Below are 263 nucleotides of genomic sequence, written 5' to 3'. Positions count from 1 at the left end.
GGTGTGGAGGGTTCATGGACTCGGCATGCCACTGGTGTGCTGAGCCCGCAGGCTGCTCGGGTCCCGGCCGGGTTGGGACAGTGGCCGCCCGCCGGCGCACGGCCGGTGGCTGTTGACGGCTTGTACGAACGGCTGGCCGACAGCGGGTACGTGTACGGGCCGGTGTTTCAGGGCCTACGGGCGGTATGGCGTGCCGAGCGGGATGTGTACGCCGAGGTGACCCTGTCCGAGCAGGTCGAAGCGGACGGGTTCGGGTTGCATCC

At 69.6% G+C, this 263-nt stretch carries 1 protein-coding gene; it reads left to right on the top strand.

Features of this window, described 5'->3' with window-relative positions; genetic code table 11:
• Positions 1-3: 3 nt before the first annotated feature.
• Positions 4-263: polyketide synthase dehydratase domain-containing protein (locus ACLQ22_RS32080; protein WP_425695617.1), on the top strand; the 260-nt coding region annotated here is incomplete at its 3' end.

This window comes from Micromonospora sp. DT178 (assembly GCF_049841695.1).
GTDB lineage: Bacteria > Actinomycetota > Actinomycetes > Mycobacteriales > Micromonosporaceae > Micromonospora.
Note: the sequence above shows the minus strand (reverse complement) of the source record. Positions and strands in the feature narration are given on the sequence as shown.